This is a genomic window from Pseudomonadota bacterium (assembly GCA_039028155.1).
Classification (GTDB): Bacteria; Pseudomonadota; Alphaproteobacteria; order SP197; family SP197; genus JANQGO01.
The window spans coordinates 23,931-46,676 of the sequence record JBCCIS010000040.1; the positions used below are offsets into that span (position 1 = coordinate 23,931).

The window sequence follows — 22,746 nt, forward strand, 5'->3', positions numbered from 1 at the left end:
GGGAGACGCTGCGATGACGACCAAACCCAACATCCTGTTCTTGATGGCCGATCAGCTCGCGCCGCACTTTTTACCGGCCTATGGGCACAAGGTGGTCAAGACGCCGCGGCTCGACGCCCTCGCCGCCGACAGTGTCATCTTCGATGCGCATTATTCGAACTCACCGCTGTGCGTTCCCGCGCGCGCCGGGCTGATGACCGGGCGCCTGCCCTCGGCGGTCGACGTCTTCGACAGCGGCTGCGATTACCCGTGGTCGACGCCGACCTTCGCGCACTACCTGCGCGCCGGCGGCTATGCGACGACGTTGAGCGGCAAGGCGCATCATATCGGTGCCGATCAACTGCACGGGCTGGAGACGCGGCTGACCACCGACATCTGTCCGGCCGACAACCACTGGTACGGCATCTGGGACGAGCCCGACCGCATTTTGCCCTGGTTCCACGACCTCAAGAATGTGGTCGAGGCGGGCGTCGTCGAGCGTGGCACGCAGCTCGATCACGACGACGATACCGCGCACTTTGCGGTGCGCTGGCTCTATGACTACGCGCGAAGCGGCGACGAACGGCCGTTCTGCCTGAAGGTTTCGTTCACCCATCCGCACGATCCCTATGTCACGCCGCCCGCCTACTGGGATCGCTATCGCCACGACGATATCGACATGCCGGTGACGCCTTTTCTGGCACCGGAAGAACGCGACAGTCACGGCCGATGGCTTTACCGCCATTACGATCGCGGCGAATACGAGGTCACCGACGAGGACATCCGTAATGCGCGTCACGGCTACTATGGCTCGATCGCCCTGGTCGACGATTTGATCGGCAAGGTGCTGGACGCCTTGAAGGCCGCGCGGCTCGACGACAACACGATCATCATCTTCACCGCCGACCACGGCGACATGCTGGGCGAGCGTGGCTGTTGGTACAAGATGAGCTTCTACGAACGGTCCGCACGGGTGCCGCTGATGGTGCACATTCCCGGCATGTCGGGCACGCGCCGCGTCGCCCAGGCGACGTCGCTGATGGATGTGATGCCGACCTTGCTCGACATGGCGCTCGACGGCGGTTCCGAAGAACTGGTCGAACCGATCGAGGGGCGCAGCCTGATGCCGCTGATCACCGGTGACGGCGCGACCTGGCGCGACGAGACGGCCTCGGAGATCTTCTTCGAAGGCGCGCGCGCGCCAGGTGTCATGATCCGGCGCGGCACCCGGAAGTTCGTCCATTGGGAGGGCGGCCCCTGCTCCCTCTTCGATCTGGCCGATGATCCGGAGGAGCGGGACAATTTGGTTCACGATGTCGACTGCAAGGCCGAGGTCGAGGGCTTCGAGTCGGAGGTTCGCCAACGCTGGCCGCTGAAAGCGCTGACCGAACGCATCCTGACCAAACAGCGGCGCAACGCCTTGGTCAACAAGGCTTTGATGGCCGGCAGGCGCACGCCCGTCGACTTCCAACCGTTCGACGATGCCGCCGTGCGCTATTATCGGGGCAACTGGCACGAAGCGGAGGCACGCGACGTCTTGCGCTTCGACAGCTGATTGGCCTGACAGCGACGAGGAGCCCGCCATGCTCGATAGACCCTTGCCCATGAACTTTCCGACCCAGCAGTGGGTGTGCCTGACCTGCGGCTACAACATGATCGGCGAGATGCCGGACGTCTGTCCGTTTTGCGGCGTCCGCCACGACAAATTCAGGACCTGGGACGAGACCGAACAGACCTATGCGGTCACGCCGAAACCGGTCAACGAGCGCATCACGCAGCTGATGTCGGAACCGCGCCTCGGTATCGAACACGCGGCCTATCGCATCGAGGGCGACGGCGGCGCGGTCTGGATCGACTGCCCGTCCGCCTTCAATCGAAATCTGGCGCCGGTCGACCACATCTTCTTCACCCACAAGGATTTCATGGGTGCATCAAACCAGTACCGCGCCTTGTGGGGTTGCCAAGTCCATATTCACGAAGCCGATGCGGCCAATCCCCTGGCCAAGGAGTTCACCGTCGACGACAAGTTCACCGGCGACTTCCGTCACGGCGACCTCGAGGCCTTCCATATCGGCGGCCATTCGCCGGGTTGGACCATGTACATCCTGGGCGATGTGCTGTTTGTCTGCGACTACGCCTTTCCGCCGGGCAACACGATGCGGCTCAACCCGCATGGCCCAAAGGATGCGACAAGGGAGCGGGCAGACCGCATCGTGGAGGTCGTCGACGGCCGCGATCTAAAGACCGTGTGCGGCTACAACTTCGTTGTCGACTTCGCTGACTGGCGCCGTGACTTCGACGGTGCGCTATCGAAGGCGGCGTAACTAGACCGGGATCAGCGGGTAGCCGATCAGCCATCCGATACCGTCCAGGATGAGGATCACACCGAGCACGGCCAGCAAGGCCACGATCACGCGCTGCCCCCATGTGTCAAAGAACCTCTTGATCCCGTCGAGCAACCGTTGGCTGCGGGTCCCGAGGACAACGCGCAGCACCACGATGGCGGCGATCGGCAGGACGAAGACAATGTTGTAGAACGCGAGCGCGCCCATCTCTTCGGCCATCGAGAGGTCCGCGCGCATCGTTAGATCGATCGCGGCGAAGTACGGAACGGCACCTGGCAATCCGACAATCGTCAGTACGGCACCCGATACGAAGGCCTGGATCGCCGTCATGGACGACGGTGCAGGCTTGTCGGCGCTTTTCTTGTCCTTCGCGATCATGCGCCACGCCACGACGCAGAGCACAACCCCGATGACGATCTGAAGGATCAGTTCTTCGAGATTCGGATTGACCCACAGCCGATCTACGTAAGCCTCGATGCGATCGATGATCGCCTGCAGGCCAAACAAGACGAGCAGGCCGAACGCTAGGTAGGCGACGAAAATCCCCAATATCAGCGCGCACGACCGGACGACCGGGTTGGGTCCGGCGAGCAGCATAACCAACAAGACAATGCAAAGCGGGATGATGGACGTGCTGTCCAGCAGTCCGATTGGAATCAGGACGACAAGAAGGTCCGTCAATGTCATCGCGCCCCCGCGCTAGAGCAGATCCTGTTTTGGTGGAATCGCTTCGCGATTCCGACGAGACAGGTGAATCTGCTCTATTCATAGATGGAGAGCGGATTCACATGGTTAGGTGGAACCGTAAGACGGTTCCACCTAACCATGATCCGCTCTCGCAGCCGGCAAATCACCACGCGGCCGCACCGCCATGCCGCGGCAATTCTGCACGATAGACGGCGAAAATCGGAATTGCCTCGGCAAAATCTATTCTGGTCCTGAGAAAGTTATGTTTTACGGAACCAGGTTCATCGTCCAGTTTCCCTGTATCGGCGCGTGAGGGAGGGCTGAGCCGCCCTGCCCAATGGATTCCCGTTACGAGGAGCGGGCGACAAACACGATGGGCCAAGCTTCCACGCACGTGGAGACAAACCGGGGACCGACACCGATGAACGACTTGACCAACGCCGATTTGAAGCAGCGGTTCTTCAACGGCATGAGCCATGCCGCCTGTACCGTCAACGTGGTGACCACCGACGGCGCGGCCGGCAGGGCGGGGGTGACGGTCTCGGCAATGTCATCGGTGTCGGCGGATACCCCGCAGCCGACGTTGCTTGTGTGTGTACATCACAAGAGCGCGTCGGCCGCCGCGATCCTGGAAAACGGCGTCTTCTGCGTCAACGTGTTACGGGACGATCAGTCCTTCATTTCCGATACGTTCGCCGGACGGATCAAAACCGATGACGGCGACAAGTTCTCTTGCGCCGACTGGACGGTCCAGACCACGGGGGCGCCGCGCGTTGTCGATCCCCTCGTCGCGTTCGACTGCCGCATGGTCAGTGGCGAACGTATCGGTACCCATCATGTCTTCCTTGGCGCGGTCGAGGACATCTTCGTCGCGCCCCACGGTTCGCCGCTGATCTACGCCAATCGCGCGTACGGCACACCGACGCGCATCCACAGCCTGCGCAGCGATGCACCTGAGGAGGTATCGGAACCGCTGCGGCTGGGCTGCTTCCATACCTTCGGGCCCTATCTGGTACCCGCGCTGTTGTCACGCTTGCTCGACGAACACCCGGCCGTGCAACTGCAGCTCCAGGACGGCGACCAGCGCCAGGTCGTCGAGGGCCTGAAGTCGGGTGAGACGGAGATTGCCCTGCTCTACGACATCGACCTCGGCGATGACGTCGAAACGGAGCCGCTCGACGCCCTGAATCCCTACGTGCTGCTCGCCGAGGGCCATCCACTGGCAGGTCAGCTCAGCGTGTCGCTCGAACAACTCGCTGGCGAGCCGATGATCCTTCTCGATGCGCCGCCCAGCGCCGACTACTTTCTGTCGCTGTTCGAACAGAGCGGCCACGATCCGGTCATCCGTTTTCGCTCGCGGTCTCTGGAAATGGTGCGCGGTATGGTCGGTCACGGTCTCGGCTACGCGTTGTTGGCCACCAAGCCGGCGTCGAACATGACCTATGACGGCCGTGCTTTGGTCGCGCGCCCCCTGTCTGGCGATGCCCAGGCCAGCGAGATTGTCCTGGCGCGCAAAGCGGACACCGACCTATCGGCTATTGCAACGGCGTTTATCGAGGCGTGCCGCGCGCATTTCAGGGCTTCCGTCTGAATCGAGACTCATGACAGACAACGCGTGTGCAGCTAGCGCGTTTTCCGTTACAACGGCATCGCCAGCCCGCTCCCCCTCCTCCGGGGCAAAACGCCGAGAGGCGTTTTCGCCGAGGCCACCCCGAGGATACTGCCATGGGTGGACGGGAGGGGGAGCGGGCTGGCACGGTTTCCGTGAAAACGAAAAATGCTCTAGCCTGCGCACGCCCGATTGGGCATGTCTGCCGTGAGATCTCCCGAAGGGATGCCTGCATGAGTGTCGCTGCGGTTCAGTCGGCCCGTTCGGGCGGCTATCGCCGAGGGATCGTTCTCGTCCTTCTGGGCGCGCTCGCCTCATCGTGGATGGGGCTTGGCGTCAGGATGATCGACGACGCGACGTCATGGCAGATCCTGGCGCTCAGATCCTTCTCGATGATGGTGTTCCTGCTGATCATCATCGCCTGGCGCAATCCCGGTCATCTTCTCAGCACGTTTCGTCAGGCAGCCGGCGCGACGCTGGTCGGCGGCATCGCCATCGCCGTCGCCTTTTGCGGTATCATTGTCGCCATCCAGTCGACGACCGTTGCGAATGCCTTGTTCCTGCTGGCGGCCGCGCCCTTCATGGCCGCCATCCTGGGGCGCGTGTTCCTGGGCGAACATGTCAGGCTGGCGACCTGGCTAGCCATCGTCGTGTCACTTGCGGGCGTTGGCGTCATGGTCGCGGAGAACATCTCCTTTGGTTACCTATGGGGCAATGTCGCCGCCGCCGCCGCTGCCTTAGGGCTCGCCGTATTCCTGGTCGCGCTGCGATCCAAGCCAAACATCGAGATGCTGCCGGTCGCCGCGTTTGGCGGTTTGCTTGGCACGATCGCGGCCCTGTTCATGTGTTTCGTTGTGACCGGCGTCGGTCTGTCGCTGTCGCTGCACGACGTCGGGCTTTCGGTTGCCCTGGGTGTCTTTCAGCTTGGCGTTGCCTGCTACTTCATCACAGTCGGTGCCCGTTACGTGCCGGCCGCCGAGGTCGCCCTTATCAACCTTGTCGAGGTGGTGCTGGGGCCACTCTGGGTCTGGATGGCGTTCAGCGAGACGACCGGACCCTATACGCTGATCGGCGGCGCACTGGTCCTGGCCGCCGTCATCGGCGACACGCTGACCGGTGAACGCGAACGTCGTCGTCAGATCGCCCGGGCGACGCCTAGAAACCTCTGACTAACCGCACTGCGCCTTGTGGCGCAGCAGGTGGTCGGCGAGCACGCAGGCCATCATCGCCTCACCCACCGGCACCGCGCGGATACCGACACAGGGATCGTGACGGCCCTTGACCTGAACGGTCGTTTCGTTGCCATCGCGGTCGACGGTCTGGCGTTCATGCATGATCGAGCTGGTCGGCTTCACCGCGAAGCGCGCGACCACATCCTGGCCAGTCGAAATGCCGCCCAACACACCACCATTGTGGTTGGACAGGAAAATCGGCGTATCGCCTTCCATGCGCATCTCGTCGGCGGCCGTTTCGCCCGGCTCGGCCGCAAGCGTAAAGCCGTCGCCAATCTCAACGCCCTTGACCGCGTTAATGCTCATCATTGCCTTGGCGAGATCGGAGTCGAGCTTGTCGTAGACCGGACTGCCGAGCCCGATCGGCACACCGGATGCGACGATCTCGATCACCGCGCCCGCCGACGAACCCTGCTTTCTGACGCCATCCAGGAAACCCTCCCATTCACCGGCCACCTGGGCATCCGGTGACCAGAAAGGATTCTTCTCGACCTCCGTCCAGTCCCAGCGGCCCCGGTCAATCTTGTAAGGGCCGATTTGCACGACGGCGCCACGGATTGTCACGTCGTCGCCCAATACCTTGCGCGCCACGGCACCGGCGGCGACCCGCATGGCGGTCTCGCGCGCGCTTGACCGTCCGCCGCCGCGGTGATCGCGCACGCCATACTTGGCGTCATAGGTGAAGTCGGCGTGACCGGGACGCCACTTTTCCACGATGTCACCGTAGTCCTTGGACCGCTGGTCCGTGTTTTCGACGATCATGGCCAAGGGCGTACCGGTCGTCACACCCTCAAAGACCCCGGAGACGATCTTCACCTCGTCAGGCTCGCGCCGCTGGGTGGTGAAACGCGACTGGCCGGGCTTGCGTCGGTCCATCCACACTTGCACATCCGCTTCGCTCAGCGGTAGACGCGGCGGCACCCCATCGATGACGACACCAATCTCCGGCCCGTGGCTTTCGCCCCAGGTCGTGAACCGGAACAGATGGCCAAAGCTATTGCCAGCCATAGCTATACGACCGTGATGTCCGGCGCCTTCGGGTTCTTCATGCCGACGATGTGGTAGCCGCAGTCGACGTGATGGACCTCGCCGGTCACCGCCGTCGAGAGATCGGATGCCAGATAGAGCGCCGCACCGCCGACTTCATCGATGGTGACGTTGCGAACCAGAGGCGAGTTGTACTGGTTCCACTTCAGAATGTAGCGGAAGTCGCCGATGCCCGACGCCGCCAAGGTCTTGATCGGGCCGGCGGAGATCGCATTGACCCGGATCGCCTTCTCACCCAAATCGGCCGCCAGGTAACGCACGCTGGCCTCCAGCGCCGCCTTTGCGACGCCCATGACGTTGTAATGGGGCATGACACGCTCGGCGCCATAGTAGGTGAGCGTGATCAGGCTGCCACCGTCGCTCATCATCGCTTCGGCGCGCCGCGCGACGGCGGTGAACGAGTAACACGAGACTTCCATGGTGTTCAGGAAGTTCTCACGCGACGTATCGACGTAGCGGCCCTTCAGTTCGTCCTTGTCGGAAAAGGCGACCGCATGGACCACGAAGTCGAGCTTGTCCCAGGCCTTTTCCAAGCGAGCAAACGTCGCGTCGACGCTTGCCATGTCGGTCACGTCACACTCGACGACGAGGTCGCTGCCCAAGCGTTCGGCAAGCGGCACGACCCGCTTCCCCAGAGCCTCGCCCTGATAGGTAAAGGCGAGTTCGGCGCCATGCTCGGCCAGTGCCGAAGCAATACCCCAGGCGATTGAGCGGTCGTTGGCCACGCCCATGATCAACCCGCGTTTGCCCGCCATGAGTGGGCGTGGCTCGGTCATCAAACCCTCATCATCGTCAGTTACAGATACGGTAGCGCTGGCTGGCCGCTGCCCCCCGTGCCCGCGCGATCCTACACGAAACACCGTTTGCGGCAAAGCCGGGCGCGGCCGCGCTTACTCCTCCAGGCGCTTCAAACAGCGGGCCAACACCCCGCGCCGGACGGACGCCGGCTCCTCGCCCAGCGCGGCGAATAGATCCCGCATACGGCCCTCCAGCGCCTGGCGCTGATCGATCAGGTCCAGGATCACCGGCACGGCCGCGTCATTGACCTCGAACGCCTCGAAGAGGTCGCGTATCAGGCGGGCGCGCGCGATGTCGATCTCAGTGAACGTCCAGTCGCCCTCGACGCTCTCCGGCAACAGCCAGCCGGCCTGGACCCAGTTTGTCACCTGGCGCCGCTCGACGCGGACGGTGATGACCAACTCCTCCAACGTCATCATGAGGCCACTCCCATGTGCTGGCGCGGATTGTACTCGTGGTCGGGTGCCCAGACCTCGATGAACGAGGTCAACGCATCGTCCGCCTTGTCAGGCAGGACGACCTTGAGCTTTACGTATTGGTCGCCGCGCTGGCCCGACCGCCGGTCTACGACGCCGCGCCCCTTTAGCCGCATGGTCTTGCCGGTGTTGGAACCCTTCGGCACCGTCATCTGCACATCGCCGTCGACGGTCGGCACCATGATCTTGGCACCCAGAACCGCTTCCTGCAGCGTTACCGGCAATTCGATATGAATGTTGTTGTCCTTGCGCTCGAAAAAGCCGTGGGGGTCGATATGGATGGTGACGTAGGCATCGCCCGCCGGGCCACCGCCGAAGCCCTCGCCGCCCTGGCCTGCCAGGCGCAGTGTCTGACCGTCTTCCATACCGGCGGGAATGGTGACATCCAGGGTGCGGCCTTCCGGCATGGTGATGCGTTTGGCACCGCCTCGGGCGGCCTCCAGGAAACTGACCCTGAGGCTATAGTTCACATCCGCGCCGCGCATCTTCAGTGGCGCGCCGCCCTCGGCACGGCCCCCTTGGGCGCGCCCGCCAAACAGGTCGTTCAGGATATCGTTGACTTCCTCGTGGCTCATGCCGTCGAAGTCGCCATAGCCTGACGGGCCGGCATAACGCTCGCGGTACTTCCAGTCGTCGCCGCCGGCCTGAGAACGGTAGAAACCTTGCGGTGTCTCGGCGCCGCTGGCATCGATTTCTCCGCGGTCGAAGCGGCCGCGCTTGTCAGCGTCCGACAACAGATCGTAGGCCGCTGAAATGTCCTTGAACCGGTTCTCCACCTCCTTGTCATTGGGGTGAAGGTCCGGGTGGGAGCTTTTCGCGAGCTTGCGATAGGCTTTCTTGATGTCGTCCTGGCTCGCCTTGCGGTCGACGCCCAGGACCTCATAGGGATCACGCACGGATGGCATTCCTCAAACAGAAAGGGCGGCGCCGAAGGTTTCGACGCCGCCCCTAATGTAGGAAGGAAGATGGTTTAGTTCACCACTTTCCACGAACCATCGGGCTGCTGGCACGCCGTGCCATAGGCTTCTTCGACCTTGCCGCCCACGGTGACCGTGGTCTGGTACTCCCGGCAATAGGCGCCGCCGCTGTCATAACCATCGCGCACCGGCGTATAGGTGCCGGAGTTACCGGATTCCGGATTGTTCCAGGCGATCGTCTGACCGATCGGCGCGTTATGCGCCTGCTGGGTCGCCTGTTCCGCATAGGCCTGATCGGCACGGTCCAGCGACTGGCCGATCTGGTTGCCCAGGAACGCGCCGGCCAGACCACCGGCCACGGCCGCGAGAATCTGTCCCGAGCCGCTGCCGACCTGGGCGCCCAAGAGAGCGCCGCCAGCGCCGCCCAGAAGCGTACCAGCGGTCTCCTTGCCGCCTGCGCCCTCGCACGCGGTGACCAGCGAAAACGCTACCAGAACCGCTGCCAGCTTTAATTTCATCATAACCAATCCCTCGCTTCAGATTTCCGCCGAAGTGGCGATGCGCCCATCGCTAAGGTCATTTTGGACTTACGGATCAAATCCGGCCATAACATGGCATCACTATAGCATGAGCGTACCGTAGGCACCTACGGCGACGACGGTAACTATCACGTTTGACCCCAAGAAACCCTACGTTTTCTTAGGGTCGTAACATAGTGCGGCGGCAGGGAGTGAAGCATGCCTTCGATTGAGGAGCGCGATCCCATTGAATTGTTCGGGGATTGGTTCGCCGAAGCCAAGGATTGTGGTCTGAAAGAACCAACGGCCATGGCGTTGGCAAGCGCCGACAAGAACGGCATGCCGTCACTTAGAATGGTTCTGCTTAAGGGATATGGCCCCGACGGCTTCGTGTTCTACACCAACTATGAGAGCCGCAAGGGCCGCGAGCTTCAGGAAAACCCGCAGGCGGCGTTGTGCTTCTATTGGATGCCGCTGGGCCGCCAGATTCGTGTCCAAGGTCGCGTTGAAACCGTCAGCGACGCCGACGCCGACACCTATTACCAGTCGCGCCATCGCGACAGTCGCATCGGTGCCTGGGCGTCCCAACAGTCACGGCCCATGGCCACCCGTTACGACCTTGAAAAGAGCGTCGCCAAGTACGCCGCGAAGTTCGCTATCGGAGAGATACCGAGACCGCCCTATTGGTCGGGTTTCAGAATTGCCCCCAGGCTGATCGAGTTCTGGTCGGAAAAGCCGTTTCGCCTGCACGAGCGCATCGTCTTCGAACGCGAAACCGACGATGCGCCTTGGAGGACGTCGCGTCTGTTTCCCTGAGGAGCCCGCGCTGAATGAACGACGCAGCGCATGACAGCAATCAGGAAGGTGGCGTAGGCCGCATTGATGCGACCGGCGCTCGCTTGATGCGCCTGGCGACCATCGCCTCTGTATGCGTTGCGATCGTCTTAATTCTTGCCAAGCTGGCCGCCGCCTTCATGACCGGATCGGTGAGCCTGCTGTCTTCCCTCATCGACTCCTTGCTGGACGGGTTCACGTCTCTGGTCAACCTGTTCGCCGTCCGTCACGCCTTGCAGCCGGCTGACAAGGCGCATCGGTTCGGCCATGGCAAAGCCGAGCCCTTGGCCGGATTGGTCCAAGCCGCATTCATCGCCGGATCCGGCGTCTTCATCATTATTGAGGCAATTCACCGTTTGGACAGCGGCCAGGCGATCCAGAACACCGAAATCGGCATCGCCGTGATGGTCGCCTCGATCGTGCTGACCGTGGGCCTGGTGTCGTTTCAAAACGTCGTTGTCAAACGGACGCAGTCCACCGCCATCACCGCCGATGCCCTGCACTACCGCATGGACATCATGATCAACATCAGCGTCATCATCGCCCTGGTTGTCGCCAGCGAGCTGGGCGTGCGCTGGGTCGACTCCGCGATTGCTATCGCCATCGCAGCGTACATCGCGTTCAGCTCGTGGAAGGTCGCGCGCCGCTCGCTCGACTTGCTGATGGACCGCGAGTTCCCCGACGAGGACCGCGACCGCATCCGCGAGATCGTCATGAGTCACCCAGAGGTTCGCGGCATGCACGACCTGAGGACGCGAAGCTCGGGCATTCAGCCGTTCATCCAGTTCCACCTGCAACTTGATCCCGACCTGTCGCTGGTGCGCGCCCATGAACTTTCCCACGAAGTGGAAGCGATGATCGTCAACGCCTTCAAGGGGGCAGAAGTCATTATTCATGAAGACCCCGAGGGTTACGAAAAACCGCACAGCGCCGCGGCAACCAGCCAGTGAGGGCCTGGCGATGACCGCGGGCGATCAGACCGACGTCATTCGCTTCGTGACATCCCCGGCCGCGTTTGGCGCCACACCGTCGACGCCGGTCGAGCGCATCGACACACACGGCGCCGTTGTCGCGCTGTGCGCCGACCGGGTGCTCAAGCTGAAGCGGGCCGTAACGTATTCCTTCCTGGACTACGGCACGGTTGCCAAACGCAAGGCAGCCTGCGAATCCGAACTCGCCATCAACCGCCGCACCGCGCCGGACATCTACCTGGACGTCAAGGCGATCACACGGGATGGGTCGGGGACACTGGCGATGGACGGCGACGGTGACCCGGTGGACTACGTCGTTGTCATGCGGCGCTTTGATCAAGAAGGCCTGTTCGACCGCCTGGCGGCAACCGGCCAGCTGACCAGTGGTCTGATCGATGGCGCGAGCGACGCGGTGGCGCGGCTGCACGATACCGCGGCGCTTCGACCCGATCACGGCGGCAGCGATGGCATGGCCTGGGTCATCGACGGCAATCTGAACGACATCGCCTCGTTCGTCCCCGCTGTCTTCGCCGAAGCCGACGTTCAGGACTTGGTCCGCCTAACCCGTAACGCGTTTGACACCCGGCGCGATCTCTTGGAATCGCGACGTCAATCCGGATCGGTGCGCCACTGTCACGGCGATTTGCATCTCAGAAATCTGTGCCTGATCGATGGTCAGCCTACGCTGTTCGACGCCATCGAGTTCAACGATCGCATCGCGTGTTGCGACGTGTTGTACGATCTCGCCTTTCTGGTCATGGACCTGATCGCACGCGACCTGCCGGAGCTCGCCAATCGGTCGCTCAATCGCTATCTCTGGCGCACCGGCGACTGGTCGGGCATGCCAGCGTTTCGGCTGTTTCTGTCGTGCCGCGCCGCGGTACGCGCGAAAGCGTCGGCGCTCAGCATTGATACGCAACCGGATGAGCCCGGCCGGCGCGACGCCATCGGGCGGGCACGCCGCTATGTAGCGCTGGCGACCGAGCTGTTGCTGGCAGAGCCCCCCAGGCTGGTCTCGGTCGGTGGTCTTTCGGGAACCGGCAAATCGACACTGGCCGCCGCATTGGCGCCGGGATTGGGCACGGCACCGGGCGCCGTCGTGCTGCGCTCCGACGTCCTGCGCAAGCGGTTGTTCAATCAGCCGTTCGAGTCCCCGCTTGACCAGGCGGCCTACCAACCCGCGGTTACGCGGAAGGTTTACGAGAAGGCAAACGCGTTGGCAGAAGCCTTGCTCGCGGCCGGATGGCCGGTCGTGGCCGATGCAGTCTATGCCAACAAGGACGAGCGCGACGGGATCGAAGCCATCGCGACCAAAAATGGCGTGCCATTTACCGGCCTGTGGCTGAACGCGCCGCTTTCGGCGTTGCGCACCCGGGTCGACCAACGACACGGCGATGCGTCGGACGCGGATGGTGCGGTCGTCGCACGTCAAGCGGAGCGCGATCTCGGCGCGGTCGCGTGGCGCTGCGTTGACGCCAGCGGCTTGCCCGCCGAAACGCTTGCGCGCGCCAAGACTGTCATCGATGACAACCCGGAGGTGGCAACGAGCGACCAACGGTCTTAGAGCGGATCCTGTTTTGGTGGAATCTGCTCTACACTTAGATAGAGAGCGGATTCACGTGGTTAAGTGGAACCGTAAGACGGTTCCACCTAATCACGATCCGCTCTAGGATTGCGCGTGGGGCAGACGAGACAGTGCGGAGCGACAGCTCATGAAAATCGCAAAGATCCTGGCGGCAGCGTCCGGGGACCCTGAAGCGCGGGCGGCGATGGAGACCGCCTTTCGCTTGGGCCTACGTTATGACGCCCATATTGAGGTCATCAATGTTCGCCGCAACCCGCGCGATGCCGTCGCGTTCATGACAGAAGGCATGACCGGCGCCGTCATTGAAGAGATTATCTCGACCGCCGAGCAAGACATCGACAACCGATCGCATCACGCACAACAGGACTTTCAAGCCTTGTGCAAGGACTTGGGAATTGAGCAGACAACCGAACCGGTCGCGGGAAAAGCGTCTGCCAGTTTTCATGTTGAGGATGGCCGTGAGGACGAGGTCATTGCCGAGCGCGGACGCCTGTCGGATTTGGTGATCGCAGCCCGCCCAGGCGCTGCCGGCGACGCCAAGGAAGAGGTCGTCGCGGAATCCGTCCTGATGGAGTCCGGCAGTGGCCTGCTGCTGATCCCACCGGGCAAGGCGTCGGATCTGAATGGACCGGCGGCCATCGCATGGAACGGTAGCGCGGAAGCAGCACGCGCTGTCCATCGCGCCATGCCGCTGCTGCTGGGCGCGGACACTGTCGCCATCATGTGCCCGGAAGAGAGTTCCATGCGCGGGCCGAGCGCCGAAGCACTGACCGACTACCTCGCGCTCCACGACATCAAGTGTCACAATCATCGTTTGCCGGGTGATTGGACCCATATCGGCGAGGCGCTGTTGAGCACCGCCCACGAAGAAAACGCGTCGTTCATCGTCATGGGCGCATTCAGCCAAGGCAAGTTGCGCCAGCTCATCTTGGGCGGCGCGACACGTTTCATGCTGAACAAGGCTGACGTGCCGGTGCTGTTTACCCACTGAGGTACGACGATGGCAAACCACGCCCAGCCTGACGCACCGACCGCCGGGACGCGATTGCGCGATGCCAACGATGCCGACCAGCCGGCGATCGCCGCTATCCTGCGCGACGCCACTCGCACGGCCTATCGATTCATGGCGTGGCCCCACACCGACCGAAGCTTCGATGCGTTTGTCGGTGACGCGATGACGCGATGGGACAGCGTCCGTGTCGCCGAGGATGCGGACGGCAGCGTGATCGGATTTCTGTGTCTAGAGGGCTCATTGATCGACCAGTTGTTTGTCGCGCCGCGGCACCAGAAACGGGGCGTCGGCAGCAAACTTCTGGACGATGCCAAGGCGCGCCAATCCAAGGGTCTCTCACTTCACACGTTTCAGGCCAACCGTTCGGCGCGCGGGTTCTATGAAAAGCGTGGTTTCCGAGCCGTCGGCTTTGGCATCAGCGAGGCCGAAGGCGAACCCGATGTAACCTATGTCTGGCCCGGACATGGCTGACGTCCAGACGATGAAGACCGTGGTTGTGACCGGCGCAAGCCGTGGTATCGGCCACGTCACCGTGATCCGCTTCGTCAGGGAAGGCTGGCGAGTGATCAGCTGTTCGCGCGACGATATTCCGTTTGACCGCAAGGTGGAGGATTCGCCGCATCGCCATATCCCGACCGACCTCGCCGATCAGGACGAAATCGCCGCCTTCGTCGAGGAAGCCAACGCCATCATCGGTGACGGCCCGGTGCATGCGCTGGTCAACAACGCCGGCGTATCGCCGAAGACTGACTTCAAGGAGCGTCTGGGCACGCTTAACGGCAGCATGGATCACTGGCGCAACGTCTTCGACCTTAACTTCTTTGCGCCTCTGGTTCTGGCGCGCGGCCTCGCCGCGCCGCTCCACCGGGGCAAGGGCGCCATCGTTAACGTGACGTCGATCGTCGGACACCGCGTGCATCCGTTTGCCGGCAGCGCCTATGCCTGTTCGAAAGCGGCTTTGTCGGCGCTGACCCGCGAGATGGCGGTCGAGTTCGCGCATCTGGATGTACGGGTCAACGCGGTCGCGCCGGGTGAGATCGAGACCGCGATGCTGTCGCCGGAATACGACGACCTGGTGCCGCGCATACCGCTCGGCAAAATGGGAACGCCCGAGGATGTGGCCGGCACGATCTTTTACCTGTGCGGCGACGACTCCCGCTATGTCACGGGGTCAGAGATTATGATCACCGGTGGTCAACATTTGATATAGTGCCGCGCACGCGTATGGGGATCCGCGAAGGAGGGACCTGAATGTCTGAGAAGAACATTACGGACCTGGTAAGCCAGGCCGCCGGGAAAACAAGCACGTCAACGCTGATGCTAGAAGGTGTCCTGTTGATTGTGCTCGGCTGCTTGGCGATCTTGCTGCCGTTTCTGTTCACGGTCGCGATCACGCTTCTGATCGGCATTCTGCTGCTGGTCGGCGGTGTCGTGCGCGGCTACACCGCCTTCAAGGAGCACTCGCGCCGCAGCCTGGTCTGGAACATCATCGCCGCCATCGTGGCCATTGTCGCCGGCGCGCTGGTCTTGTTCGATCCCCTGGCCGGCGCCGTGGCGCTGACGGCGATCATCATCGCCCTGTTCATCGTTGAAGGCATCACGAAGATCATCGCGGCGTTCCAGCACAGGCCGGATGCCGGCTGGGGCTGGGTGCTGTTCGCCGGCGTCTTGGATCTGGTGCTGGGCATCATTCTGTGGGTTGCATTTCCCAATGACTTCGGTTGGGTCATCGGCCTGTTGGTCGGCATCAGCCTACTGTTCACCGGCTGGACGGCTGTCATGCTGGCCGCCGCGATGCGCAAGGCGGCAAAAGACGCCCAGAAGGGCACAGAAGCCGAGGCGTCGTAGAACCGGGTGGCCTAAAAAACCAAACCGCCCCGGACAATTAAGGTCCAGGGCGGTTGTGGTCGTGACGCCAACAGGCGTGAAGCCGCAGACAAGTCCTCGCCCCGTCACCCGCCGGGTGTGGGGCGAGCCACCTTAGTGATACCAATCCCTTGGATAGGTGATCAGCAACTCGACATCAGGAAAGGTCTCGCGCAGTTGATCGAGATCTTCCGCTGCGTCTGGCCCCCAACGGGTCATATCGATCAACACAACATCGGGCTTGGGATCGTCGTCACGCAACGACAGAAGTGACCGGAGGCTGGTCGCTTGTCTGCCGATACACCGTCCGGGCTCATCAAACGCCTGACGGAGTTCCTTACGCGGACCCTGTTCTTGCCCAACAACATAGGCATTGCTGGTAGCTGCCATAGATAGGCTCTCCATGTCTTATTCGTCCCTTACACGCACATCGGTACAGGCATCTGACGCGCTGGAGATGGTGTCACGTCGTTGCGCGACGGCGTCGAGCCTGGCCACCGTCATTTGAAACGCCAGAATGGGGCTTAATTGCGCCAAAGAACCGCTATCTTTTAGGTAAGCCTTTGGTGCATCGTCAGTACTACCATTGAGCCTGACATAGATCGGACTGGGTAAGAGTACGGAGGGAGTCCACCCCTATCTTCTGGGCTCTCGATCCTTGGCCCTCGGCCTGCTTTGGCATTTCGGCTCGCCAATCGGCCCAAGAAAGGCAAAAAATGTCGGATTGCATGCGGAACAAAAAGGTCATGACATCACCGCAAATGTGCTGTTGAACGCACGTATGTGCTTTTACGGCAATCTTTTTGGGCATTGAGGGATGGTTCAGCCACAACGCCGATCGATTCTTGAGGCGGGTTTCTATGTGTTGGTCGGGTTGATCGGCCTTGTAGCAGCGGCGCCACTCACGGGCGTCGAGGCGTGGCCGCTCGAGCTCGTTGTCAGCTTCCGCCTGCAGATCCTGGTGCTGCTGGTGCTGATCGCTCTGCTCGCCGTGATCAGGCGTCACCGTTGGATCGCCGCTTGCCTGGCTTTGGTCGCTCTCGTCAACCTCGGCGATGTCGCGGGTACCGCTATCGCCTCCTCCCAGGCAACCGCCACCGGCGTCATTCATGACGATGCGGTGACGGTCAAGGTGCTGTTCGCCAATGCTTCACGCTACAACGGCAACCATCGCCCGATGATCGCCGAGATCGCGCGGCTGGACCCCGATGTCGTGGTGGTCGCCGAGACGACGCAGGCCTGGGCGGACGCGCTCTCCAGACTCTCGCCGCTCTATCCACACATCGTCGCCGCACCGCGCGAGCACTCGTTCGGCATGATGCTGCTCAGCCGCCTGCCGCTGACCGGCGACGAAAACCAGCAGATCGAAGCACTACCGGCGCCATCAGACTGGCAGACCGAGCCGGTGATGATTCTAGCGAACGTGGAGACCGATGCCGGACCGGTCTTAATCGCCGGTCTACATCCCTATCCGCCGCTCCACCAGTCCGCCTACCACCTGCGGAACGCACAACTGGACGCCATGGCACAGTTGATCGCGCACGAAGAAGGCCCGGTGATCGCCGTTGGCGACCTGAACGCAACGCCGTGGTCGCCGACCTTCCGCCGCTTTCTCGACCGGACCGCTCTGGAAGGACCCAACATCATGCCGACATGGCCGACCATACTCGGCCCCGCCGGCCTGGCGATCGATCACATCCTGCTGTCGCGCAGCCTGGATCTTCAGAGTATCGAAAGGGGATCGGATATCGGCTCCGATCATCGACCGCTGTTTGCCGTCGTCGTTATCGGCGCCTCTTAGAGCAGATCCTGTTTCGATGGAATCGCTTCGCGAATCCGTCAAGGCAGGTGAATCTGCTCTACTCATAGATCGAGAGCGGATTCACATGGTCAGGTGGAACCTTCAGAGGTTCCACCTGACCATGATCCGCTCTAGGGGTCGCCCGGCACGCCGTAAGACGGCGCGCCCGTTGGATCGAGCGCGCGCTGGATGTAGTCGGCCATCTGCGGTTCATAGGCCTCCCACACGCGCCGCAGCTCGGCGATCGGCTCGTCGTGCCAGTCGACGCGCATCTCGCAGATCGGCCAGTCGTGCTGGTGACAAACCTTGATGCCGACCGACTTGACGTCGCCCTCCTCGCCGCCGGCCGCCAAGCCGGCTTCGACACCACGCAGTAAGCGTTCGGCCAGATGCTCGCCTGATGAGTCCTCGAACGCCTTGACCATCTGGACAGGCACGTCCGTCGTGCTCAACAGATTGCCGGCCGCGATGCAGTCCCGGCCTTCAGCGATGTTGTTGGTGCCCAGCACGCCGGTGCCTGAGTGGTGGGACGTGTGACCCAGCCGGTCGATCAGGGCGAGCTGGCGGTACTCGCTATAGGGTCGCGCCTTGACCAGGATCTCCATGGTCGCCTCGGCGCCATAGCCTTGTTGCAACAGGTCGAGGCCCATCAGGCCCAGGCCGGGATCGGTGATGTTCTGGCTGGCAACGGCGCCGACATTGCCCTTCACCCAGGCGCAGCGTGTCGCGACGCAGATGCTGGACGATGTCACGACGATGCCGAACATGCCGGTCTGGGCGCAGCGCGCCGTCAGCGAAAAGGTCATGGCGTCAGCCTTCGCCGTCCGGAATCACCGCGTCGACGTCGATCTCCATCACCATCTCCGGTTTGGCGAGCGCCTGAACGACCAGGCCGGTCGAGACCGGATAGACACCCTTCAACCACTTGCCGATGACGTTGTAGACGGGTTCGCGGTAGCGGGGGTCGGTAAGGTAGATCGTGACCTTGCAGATGTGCTCCAGCTTGGCGCCAGCCTCTTCCAGCAGCTGCTTGACGCATTTCATGGCCTGCTCGGCCTGGGCCGCGCCATCGCCGACGCCATGGAAGTTGCCGTCCAGGTCGAAACCGGTCTGACCGCGCATGAAAACCATGTTGCCGGCGCGCACGACCATGCACAGGTCGTTGTCGAGCGACTGCTCGGGGTACATCTCCTTGGTGTTGAACTTGCGAAAACGCTGATGCGCCATCGTTGTCTTTCCTTCCCCAGAAACGAATGTGTGCGGCTTACTTCTTGGCCATCACCTGATCGGACAAACCCGCCGCCGTCTTGACGAAGTCCAGCGACTGATCGAAATCGTAGTTGCGGTAGACGGCACCCAGATGCGCGAACGGCGGTGACTGCGCGAACAGCTGGAACGTCACCTTGTGACCGGCGTAGTCGGAGTTCAAGAGATCGCGCCCGAAGGCCAGCAGCTTGCGCCGGTCTTCGGCCTGCCAGTTGTCGTTGACGTTGTAGAACTTCTCCATCCACGCCTTCGTGTCGTCGGACAGGAAGGACGGACTGTCAGGCGTGACGCAGATCTGGCCACCGCACAACTCGCGCGCCAGGTGCATCATGGCCGGCAGTTGCGAACACGCGAGCACGCGGCCGGTATAGAGCAGCGACTGGTTCGGCATCAGGAACCCGCCCGGGCTCTTTTCGGCCAGCGCGATGGCACCGGACAGATGGGCGTTGATGCCCTCGCGATAACAGGCGAGCTGGGCGAGCTTTTCCTGCACCGCCTGTTGTCTGTCGAGGCCGGTCTGGCGCACGTTGAACAGCGCCGTGCCGATCATCAGATCGGCGATATACATGATGCGCAGGACGAACATATAGGCGCTGTAGCGATGCAAGGTGCCGCGAATGAAGCTGGCCGCCGCCGTGTGGCGATAGAACAGGACGTTCTCCCAAGGCACGAGAACGTTGTCGAAGACAAGCAGCGTGTCGACCTCGTCGAAACCGTTGGATAGCGGATAGTCGGCTTTCGGCTTCACGCCGGCGAAGCCATTGCGGCAGATGTGCTTCAGACCCTCGGCGTTCATCGGACAGATGAAACCGAGCGCGTAGTCTGAAAGCTTGGCATCGCCCCAGTTGGCGATCGTCGGCTTGACGAATGCCTGATGGGCATAGGCAGCCGCCGTCTCGTACTTGGCGCCGCGCACGATGATGCCGGCGTCGGTCTCCTTCACGACATGCAGCAGCATGTCGGGATCTTGATCCTGGGGCGCTTTCGAACGGTCACCCTTGGGATCGGTGTTGGCGGAGACGTGAAAGATGTCGTTCTTCAGAACGTTGTCGATGTGATTGTCGATGTTGGTCGCCCAGGAATCGTCGACCTGGTTCAGGATGTCCTTGCCGTCGGCCAGCGACCACATCTCGCCCACGGTCTCGTCGCCGATACGCGTCACGACACCGCCGATCTCCTTCATGACCGTATCGACCCAGTTGCGCTTGGCCCACCAGTCGTCCTGGGTATGGGGCGGCTGCCAGGCGACGGCATAGTCCTCGCCGTCTTCCGTGTAGGCCATGATCGACTTGAAGGCGTTTTCGCCCGCCATGTCATAGATGCGCGCGCGCACGTCGACGATCGGCTTGAACGCCCGATGGTCCGGCACGCTCTTGACGCGCTCGCCATCGATATAGACCTCGCGGCCGTCATTGAGAGACTCGCGGTACTGGTCGCCGGTCATCAGCATGGGATGGGTCCTCTCCTGGCAAAAAGTGGCGCAGTTTGTCTCGGCGCCATTCTATGGCAAAAGATATTTATGCGACGTATAGGATAGATTTTCGTGATCCTCTATACCCTGAAGCAACTTCGTTACTTCGTGGCCGCGGCCGAGGCCGGCAGCATTACCCGTGCGGCCGAGGCGACCCATGTGTCCCAGCCCTCGGTTTCAGCGGCGATCAGCCATCTGGAAGACGTATTCGGGCTGCAGCTCTTCATCCGCCATCACGCGCAGGGCCTATCTCTGACACCGGCGGGACGGCGCCTGTTCGCCTCGGCGCGCGAGCTTTTGGCCCATGCGGAAGAGCTGACCCAGGACGCCGCCGGCCTGGGCGAAGCGCTTGAGGGCGACCTGGATATCGGCTGTTTCGTGACCTTCGCACCCTTCGTGCTGCCGGGCGTGCTGCGCGTTTTTGCCCGCGAGCATCCGGCGATCCGCGTGCGCCCGCACGAGGAGGACCTGCGCGCCCTGCCCGAAGGCTTGAGGCGCGGGCGTTATGAGTTCGCCGTCACCTACGACCTCAACATGCCCCAGGACATCGATTTCGAGCCCCTGGTCGCGGTGCCGATCCACGTCATCGTGCCCGCCGAGCACCGTCTGGCCGGTAAAAAGACCGTCAGGCTGATCGAGCTGGAAGGCGAGCCGCTTGTGCTACTCGGCCTGCCCGAAAGCCGCAGCCATTTCCTGTCGGTGTTCGCCGAGGCCGGCATCGAGCCCAACATCGCCTACGAGACCATGTCGTTCGAGATGGTGCGCGGACTGGTCGCGAACGGTTACGGCTACAGCTTGCTACATTCGCGCGCGCCCCATCACCGCGCACTGGATGGTTCCAGCCTCGCTTCCATACCGCTATCGGAACCGAAGCGGGAAATGCGCATGGGCCTCGCTCGTCTCGCAACGTCGCGCCCGACACGCATGGCGCTTGCCTTCGCCGATGTCTGCCGCGCCCACCTGCCCGAGCTGTTGGCCGAGCAGGGCGAGCGCTGAACAACGGACAAACCGGCCAGACATTCTATGCGCGATCTCAGTATACGTGAGGTCGACACCAGAAACTCGCCAATAACGAGATAATCTAGACACAATCGGGCAGCAACCCGCCTGCAATCCTCGCGCAACGATGATTTGTCGATTAGCGACTCCCGCCTTGCAGAGCCATGGGCTAACCTTGCAAGTGTTCAACTAGTAAGACAGGCAAAAAGCCGCAATCCACAAGGGAGCTTTGCGAATGGATAAACTTAAACCTCTTATGGGCGCCAACCAGTTCAAGGACATGATCTGCGAGGGCAAACTGACCCGCAGGCAGGCGCACAAGGTTCTGGCCTCGGCAGGCGTGATGTCGATGGCCGCGCCGCTTGCCGGACCCGCCCTGGCTGCCGAAGGCAGCGACCTCATGATGTTCACTTGGGGCGGCTACGAAGACGAGAACTTCGCGATGGCCTATACCGAAGCGTACGGTTCGCCGCCGAGCTACTCGTTCTTTTCCGACCAGGCCGAAGCGCTCGCCAAGATGCGTGCAGGCTTCGAATGCGACGTCACCTTCCCGTGCTCGTCAAAGATCAAGCTTTGGTATGACGCCGGTGTCGTCGAACCGATCGACGTCAGTTTGATCAGCCACTGGGACGATATCGCCGAACCCATGAAGCATGTGCCCGGCGCAAACCTTGAAGACGGCACGCCGCTGTGGGTGCCCGAGGACTGGGGTCAGACGGCCATCATCGTGAACACCGAACTGGCGCCTCAATACAAGGATCCGGCCACGCACTCCTGGGGCATCTTCTACGATGAGGAGCTGTCCGGGCGCCTCGCCATGTTCGATGCGGTCGAAGACCACTTCAACCTGATCGCCATCTACATGGGCATCGACTTCCTCGACATGTCGGACGAGGAGATCGAACTGGTCGCCAACAAGGTGCGCGAGGGCATCCCGCTTCTGCGTCTTCTGACCAGCGACGTGACAACCATGACACAGGCGCTGTTCTCCGGCGAAGTCGTGGCATCCGCGGCGTGGAACGGCATGATGCTGACGGCGAGCGAGGAAATGGCGGCCAACGGCACCGAAGGCAAGTACATCTGGATGAACCCGAAGGAAGGCGCCCTGACCTGGGTTTGTGGTCTGGCCCTTAATCCGGGCGCCAAGGAACGTGGCCTTTATGAGCAGGCCCACGCCCTGATCGACGCCTATGTCGATCCGGAATCCCAGGTCTATGAGCTGTTGAACTGGGGTTACGGCGTCGTCAACACCAAGGTCTACCAGATGCCGGAAGTGACCGACGAGTATCTGGCGTCCGTCGGCCTGACGCGCGACATCGAAGCGTTCCTGGCC

The 22,746-nt window shown here is 62.2% G+C and carries 24 protein-coding genes; 14 read left to right on the forward strand and 10 right to left on the reverse strand.

Translation table 11 applies throughout. The features are described from left to right. Nucleotides 1–13 precede the first annotated feature (13 nt). Entirely contained in the window at nucleotides 14–1,534 is a 1,521-nt protein-coding gene (gene betC / locus AAF563_18420; GenBank protein MEM7123263.1) for a choline-sulfatase, read from the forward strand. Nucleotides 1,535–1,562: 28 nt separating this feature from the next. Continuing rightward, nucleotides 1,563–2,303 (forward strand): rubredoxin-like domain-containing protein, encoded by a 741-nt coding sequence (locus AAF563_18425; protein ID MEM7123264.1) that lies wholly within the window; start codon nucleotides 1,563–1,565, stop codon nucleotides 2,301–2,303. Here AAF563_18425 and AAF563_18430 read toward each other — a convergent pair whose 3' ends face one another. Continuing rightward, the gene (locus AAF563_18430; protein MEM7123265.1) at nucleotides 2,304–3,011 is read right to left on the reverse strand and encodes a GAP family protein; all 708 of its coding nucleotides are present in this window, start codon (nucleotides 3,009–3,011) and stop codon (nucleotides 2,304–2,306) included. 421 nt (nucleotides 3,012–3,432) lie between these two features. On the opposite strand from AAF563_18430, the gene AAF563_18435 reads away from it, so the two are divergent. After that, nucleotides 3,433–4,602: a LysR substrate-binding domain-containing protein gene (locus AAF563_18435; GenBank protein ID MEM7123266.1), complete on the forward strand. Its 1,170-nt coding sequence runs from the start codon at nucleotides 3,433–3,435 to the stop codon at nucleotides 4,600–4,602. Between the two features lie 251 nt (nucleotides 4,603–4,853). Further along, the gene (locus tag AAF563_18440; GenBank protein ID MEM7123267.1) at nucleotides 4,854–5,789 is read left to right on the forward strand and encodes a DMT family transporter; all 936 of its coding nucleotides are present in this window, start codon (nucleotides 4,854–4,856) and stop codon (nucleotides 5,787–5,789) included. Here the strand turns inward: AAF563_18440 and aroC are convergent, their stop codons facing one another. The 5 genes from aroC to AAF563_18465 all read right to left on the reverse strand — a co-directional run bounded on the left by aroC (nucleotide 5,790) and on the right by AAF563_18465 (nucleotide 9,611). Next, a complete protein-coding gene (aroC, locus tag AAF563_18445) occupies nucleotides 5,790–6,860 on the reverse strand; it encodes a chorismate synthase (GenBank protein MEM7123268.1) in 1,071 nt (356 codons plus the stop codon). A gap of 2 nt (nucleotides 6,861–6,862) precedes the next feature. Next, entirely contained in the window at nucleotides 6,863–7,675 is an 813-nt protein-coding gene (fabI, locus tag AAF563_18450) for an enoyl-ACP reductase FabI (GenBank protein ID MEM7123269.1), read from the reverse strand. Nucleotides 7,676–7,789: 114 nt separating this feature from the next. After that, entirely contained in the window at nucleotides 7,790–8,116 is a 327-nt protein-coding gene (locus AAF563_18455; protein MEM7123270.1) for a chaperone modulator CbpM, read from the reverse strand. Beyond that, entirely contained in the window at nucleotides 8,113–9,078 is a 966-nt protein-coding gene (locus AAF563_18460) for a DnaJ C-terminal domain-containing protein (GenBank protein MEM7123271.1), read from the reverse strand. Before AAF563_18460 ends, AAF563_18455 begins: the two co-directional genes overlap by 4 nt. A 65-nt stretch (nucleotides 9,079–9,143) precedes the next feature. Next, nucleotides 9,144–9,611 (reverse strand): RT0821/Lpp0805 family surface protein, encoded by a 468-nt coding sequence (locus AAF563_18465; GenBank protein ID MEM7123272.1) that lies wholly within the window; start codon nucleotides 9,609–9,611, stop codon nucleotides 9,144–9,146. A gap of 216 nt (nucleotides 9,612–9,827) precedes the next feature. Here AAF563_18465 and pdxH point away from each other — a divergent pair, with 216 nt between their 5' ends. From pdxH to AAF563_18500, 7 genes are all read left to right on the forward strand, one after another. Beyond that, entirely contained in the window at nucleotides 9,828–10,424 is a 597-nt protein-coding gene (pdxH, locus tag AAF563_18470) for a pyridoxamine 5'-phosphate oxidase (protein ID MEM7123273.1), read from the forward strand. 14 nt (nucleotides 10,425–10,438) lie between these two features. Further along, the gene (locus AAF563_18475; GenBank protein MEM7123274.1) at nucleotides 10,439–11,392 is read left to right on the forward strand and encodes a cation diffusion facilitator family transporter; all 954 of its coding nucleotides are present in this window, start codon (nucleotides 10,439–10,441) and stop codon (nucleotides 11,390–11,392) included. 10 nt (nucleotides 11,393–11,402) lie between these two features. Beyond that, nucleotides 11,403–12,977: an AAA family ATPase gene (locus tag AAF563_18480; protein ID MEM7123275.1), complete on the forward strand. Its 1,575-nt coding sequence runs from the start codon at nucleotides 11,403–11,405 to the stop codon at nucleotides 12,975–12,977. Nucleotides 12,978–13,125: 148 nt separating this feature from the next. Then, entirely contained in the window at nucleotides 13,126–13,989 is an 864-nt protein-coding gene (locus tag AAF563_18485) for a universal stress protein (GenBank protein MEM7123276.1), read from the forward strand. 9 nt (nucleotides 13,990–13,998) lie between these two features. After that, a complete protein-coding gene (locus tag AAF563_18490) occupies nucleotides 13,999–14,481 on the forward strand; it encodes a GNAT family N-acetyltransferase (protein MEM7123277.1) in 483 nt (160 codons plus the stop codon). Beyond that, complete coding sequence (locus AAF563_18495; protein ID MEM7123278.1) at nucleotides 14,474–15,220, forward strand: SDR family oxidoreductase; 747 nt, start codon at nucleotides 14,474–14,476, stop codon at nucleotides 15,218–15,220. The genes AAF563_18490 and AAF563_18495 overlap by 8 nt, the downstream gene beginning before the upstream one ends. A gap of 41 nt (nucleotides 15,221–15,261) precedes the next feature. Beyond that, nucleotides 15,262–15,858 carry an HdeD family acid-resistance protein gene (locus tag AAF563_18500; protein ID MEM7123279.1) on the forward strand — a complete coding sequence of 199 codons (597 nt, stop codon included), beginning with the start codon at nucleotides 15,262–15,264 and terminating at the stop codon, nucleotides 15,856–15,858. Between the two features lie 132 nt (nucleotides 15,859–15,990). Here the strand turns inward: AAF563_18500 and AAF563_18505 are convergent, their stop codons facing one another. Continuing rightward, the gene (locus AAF563_18505; protein ID MEM7123280.1) at nucleotides 15,991–16,266 is read right to left on the reverse strand and encodes a hypothetical protein; all 276 of its coding nucleotides are present in this window, start codon (nucleotides 16,264–16,266) and stop codon (nucleotides 15,991–15,993) included. Nucleotides 16,267–16,693: 427 nt separating this feature from the next. Here AAF563_18505 and AAF563_18510 point away from each other — a divergent pair, with 427 nt between their 5' ends. Then, nucleotides 16,694–17,677 (forward strand): endonuclease/exonuclease/phosphatase family protein, encoded by a 984-nt coding sequence (locus AAF563_18510; protein MEM7123281.1) that lies wholly within the window; start codon nucleotides 16,694–16,696, stop codon nucleotides 17,675–17,677. Between the two features lie 131 nt (nucleotides 17,678–17,808). Here AAF563_18510 and AAF563_18515 read toward each other — a convergent pair whose 3' ends face one another. From AAF563_18515 to AAF563_18525, 3 genes are read right to left on the reverse strand one after another with little or no spacing between them, the layout of a single operon-like run. Continuing rightward, nucleotides 17,809–18,483: a DUF1028 domain-containing protein gene (locus AAF563_18515; GenBank protein ID MEM7123282.1), complete on the reverse strand. Its 675-nt coding sequence runs from the start codon at nucleotides 18,481–18,483 to the stop codon at nucleotides 17,809–17,811. A 4-nt stretch (nucleotides 18,484–18,487) separates the two neighbouring features. Continuing rightward, on the reverse strand, nucleotides 18,488–18,904 hold the full coding sequence (locus AAF563_18520; protein MEM7123283.1) for a RidA family protein: 417 nt from the start codon (nucleotides 18,902–18,904) through the stop codon (nucleotides 18,488–18,490). 37 nt (nucleotides 18,905–18,941) lie between these two features. Then, nucleotides 18,942–20,393, reverse strand: coding sequence for a 4-hydroxyphenylacetate 3-hydroxylase family protein (locus AAF563_18525; GenBank protein ID MEM7123284.1), 1,452 nt, complete (start codon nucleotides 20,391–20,393; stop codon nucleotides 18,942–18,944). A gap of 93 nt (nucleotides 20,394–20,486) precedes the next feature. Between AAF563_18525 and AAF563_18530 the strand changes: the two genes are divergently transcribed. Both AAF563_18530 and AAF563_18535 read left to right on the forward strand, forming a co-directional pair. Then, nucleotides 20,487–21,410 (forward strand): LysR family transcriptional regulator, encoded by a 924-nt coding sequence (locus AAF563_18530; GenBank protein ID MEM7123285.1) that lies wholly within the window; start codon nucleotides 20,487–20,489, stop codon nucleotides 21,408–21,410. A 238-nt stretch (nucleotides 21,411–21,648) separates the two neighbouring features. Next, on the forward strand, nucleotides 21,649–22,746 hold a 1,098-nt coding region (locus AAF563_18535; protein ID MEM7123286.1), incomplete at its 3' end, for an extracellular solute-binding protein.

Coding starts and splice junctions, on each gene's coding strand:
- AAF563_18430 (MEM7123265.1), bottom strand. CDS start 3,011: ATGACATTGACGGACCTTCTTGTCGTCCTGATTCCAATCGGACTGCTG.
- AAF563_18425 (MEM7123264.1), top strand. CDS start 1,563: ATGCTCGATAGACCCTTGCCCATGAACTTTCCGACCCAGCAGTGGGTG.
- AAF563_18455 (MEM7123270.1), bottom strand. CDS start 8,116: ATGATGACGTTGGAGGAGTTGGTCATCACCGTCCGCGTCGAGCGGCGC.
- AAF563_18500 (MEM7123279.1), top strand. CDS start 15,262: ATGTCTGAGAAGAACATTACGGACCTGGTAAGCCAGGCCGCCGGGAAA.
- AAF563_18490 (MEM7123277.1), top strand. CDS start 13,999: ATGGCAAACCACGCCCAGCCTGACGCACCGACCGCCGGGACGCGATTG.
- AAF563_18515 (MEM7123282.1), bottom strand. CDS start 18,483: ATGACCTTTTCGCTGACGGCGCGCTGCGCCCAGACCGGCATGTTCGGC.
- betC (MEM7123263.1), top strand. CDS start 14: ATGACGACCAAACCCAACATCCTGTTCTTGATGGCCGATCAGCTCGCG.
- AAF563_18480 (MEM7123275.1), top strand. CDS start 11,403: ATGACCGCGGGCGATCAGACCGACGTCATTCGCTTCGTGACATCCCCG.
- AAF563_18485 (MEM7123276.1), top strand. CDS start 13,126: ATGAAAATCGCAAAGATCCTGGCGGCAGCGTCCGGGGACCCTGAAGCG.
- AAF563_18495 (MEM7123278.1), top strand. CDS start 14,474: ATGGCTGACGTCCAGACGATGAAGACCGTGGTTGTGACCGGCGCAAGC.
- AAF563_18520 (MEM7123283.1), bottom strand. CDS start 18,904: ATGGCGCATCAGCGTTTTCGCAAGTTCAACACCAAGGAGATGTACCCC.
- AAF563_18465 (MEM7123272.1), bottom strand. CDS start 9,611: ATGATGAAATTAAAGCTGGCAGCGGTTCTGGTAGCGTTTTCGCTGGTC.
- pdxH (MEM7123273.1), top strand. CDS start 9,828: ATGCCTTCGATTGAGGAGCGCGATCCCATTGAATTGTTCGGGGATTGG.
- AAF563_18475 (MEM7123274.1), top strand. CDS start 10,439: ATGAACGACGCAGCGCATGACAGCAATCAGGAAGGTGGCGTAGGCCGC.
- AAF563_18460 (MEM7123271.1), bottom strand. CDS start 9,078: ATGCCATCCGTGCGTGATCCCTATGAGGTCCTGGGCGTCGACCGCAAG.
- AAF563_18440 (MEM7123267.1), top strand. CDS start 4,854: ATGAGTGTCGCTGCGGTTCAGTCGGCCCGTTCGGGCGGCTATCGCCGA.
- AAF563_18510 (MEM7123281.1), top strand. CDS start 16,694: ATGGTTCAGCCACAACGCCGATCGATTCTTGAGGCGGGTTTCTATGTG.
- AAF563_18505 (MEM7123280.1), bottom strand. CDS start 16,266: ATGGCAGCTACCAGCAATGCCTATGTTGTTGGGCAAGAACAGGGTCCG.
- AAF563_18525 (MEM7123284.1), bottom strand. CDS start 20,393: ATGCTGATGACCGGCGACCAGTACCGCGAGTCTCTCAATGACGGCCGC.
- fabI (MEM7123269.1), bottom strand. CDS start 7,675: ATGACCGAGCCACGCCCACTCATGGCGGGCAAACGCGGGTTGATCATG.
- aroC (MEM7123268.1), bottom strand. CDS start 6,860: ATGGCTGGCAATAGCTTTGGCCATCTGTTCCGGTTCACGACCTGGGGC.
- AAF563_18435 (MEM7123266.1), top strand. CDS start 3,433: ATGAACGACTTGACCAACGCCGATTTGAAGCAGCGGTTCTTCAACGGC.